This is a genomic window from Acinetobacter sp. 228 (assembly GCF_048147885.1).
In genome coordinates, this window is sequence record NZ_JAYWYV010000131.1 from 1 (window position 1) to 1,780 (window position 1,780).

General features: G+C 41.2%; 2 protein-coding genes and 1 pseudogene. All 3 read left to right on the forward strand.

Features of this window, described 5'->3' with window-relative positions:
• Nucleotides 1-636: 16S rRNA (cytosine(1402)-N(4))-methyltransferase RsmH (rsmH, locus tag VXQ92_RS16635; protein ID WP_416682568.1), on the forward strand; the 636-nt coding region annotated here is incomplete at its 5' end.
• On the forward strand, nt 636-968 hold the full coding sequence (ftsL, locus tag VXQ92_RS16640; protein WP_000842465.1) for a cell division protein FtsL: 333 nt from the start codon (nt 636-638) through the stop codon (nt 966-968). The genes rsmH and ftsL, both read left to right, overlap by 1 nt.
• An 11-nt stretch (nt 969-979) precedes the next feature.
• A pseudogene (ftsI, locus tag VXQ92_RS16645) lies at nt 980-1,780 on the forward strand (penicillin-binding protein PBP3); the annotation flags it as partial.

The following is a 1,780-nucleotide window of genomic DNA, read 5'->3' on the forward strand; positions in this document are numbered from 1 at the left end:
ATGGCAGACTTAGGTGTGTCCTCTCCTCAACTCGACCAGGCTGAACGCGGCTTTAGTTTTATGCAAGATGGCCCGTTAGATATGCGTATGGATAACTCTAAGGGATTGACTGCTGCCGAATGGTTGCTTGAGGTAGAAGAGGAAGAGTTGGCAAATATCATTTATCAATATGGTGAAGAACGATATAGTCGCCGTATTGCTAGAGCAATTAAACAGGCCGGAAAATTGGATACTACGGCGCAATTGGCTGAAATAGTAAAAACAGCCCATCCAAAATGGGAAAAGCATAAACATCCGGCGACACGTACGTTTCAGGCAATCCGTATTGCTATTAACAAAGAACTAGATGATATTGAAGTATTTTTACCGCAAGCTGTAGACTTGCTTAAACCAAAAGGGCGTTTGTCTGTGATCAGCTTCCATTCGCTTGAAGATCGGTTGATCAAACAGTTTATTCAAAAAGAATCAACTCTAGCAGAAGATTCTGGTTGGGGGATGCCTCAACAGCAGGTTGATACGAGAAGATTAAAGAAAATTTCACGGGTTCGTGCGAGTGAAGAAGAAGTAAAAGCGAATCCACGTTCACGTAGTGCATGGCTTCGGGTTGCTGAACGCTTGGAACAAAAAGGCGCGTAATGAAAAGCAGTGATGAAATCGAAACCACAGAAAATAAAGTGGTCAAAAAAGTTGTGGTATATGCAGTCATGGTGGCATTGGTTTTTATCAGTGCCATGATGGTGGTATTTCAAGTATTTGAATACCGTCATGATTATAGAGAGTTAAGCTCTTATATGCGTGAACGTGATGACCTCAATGCTGAATGGGGGCGTTTATTGATTGAGCAACAAACATTTGGTGCGACTGCTCAAATTGGTACACGTGCTGTGACACAATTACGAATGTTTTCGCCACCTGCTGCAGAAACGGTGGTAATTTCTTTACCGATGACCTCAGAGCAAAATAAGTAAGGCCTTGCTGTATGGTAGATAAGCGAACAAAGCAAACACGAAAAAAACAGCAGTCTATTTCGGAAAAACCAAGTCTTGCCTTTGATATGTGGCGGTTTTATCTGCTCTGGGCAGTAGTGCTACTGTGTTTTGTGGTATTAATTGCACGTGCATTTTATGTTCAAGTCATTAATAAAGACTTTTTGCAAAATAAGGCCAATGCCAATATTTTGCGTACTGAACGTATAGAGGCTATGCGTGGAGTAATTAGTGATCGCCACGGTGTACCTTTAGCGATTAGTAGTCCAATCATGAAAATTGTGATTGATCCGCGTGATTATTTTGAGACCAAGCATTTATATGATCAAATTACGGCTGAACTAAAACAAGATCCAAACAACCGTAAATTAAAACGCCAATTGCCAGATAAAAATTTAAATCTTGATGAACTTGCCGACGTGGTGGGTGTTGATCGTGCTGATCTTAAAAAACAGATGAATGCGCGTCCGCGTTCTCGCTATCTGGTTTTGAAAAAAGAAGTACCTCCTCAGCAAGCTGACCTCATTATGAAAGGTAATTTCCAAGGGGTGTATGCAGAAAAAACTTATAAACGTTATTACCCGCAACCTCAGCCAAATGCCCAAATTATTGGTTTGACCAATAGTGAAGGTCAAGGGATCGAAGGCTTGGAAATGCAGTTGAATAAGCAACTGTCAGGTGTAGACGGTGAGCAAAAAATTATTCGCGATAAGCGTGGTAACCGTTTAAAAGTTTCTGAGGTAATTCGTGAGGGTGAACCAGGTGAAAATATCACTTTAAGTATCGACTCACGT

What these genes read in the sequence shown, in the direction of transcription:
- ftsL (WP_000842465.1), top strand. Translation starts at nt 636, where the DNA reads ATGAAAAGCAGTGATGAAATCGAAACCACAGAAAATAAAGTGGTCAAA.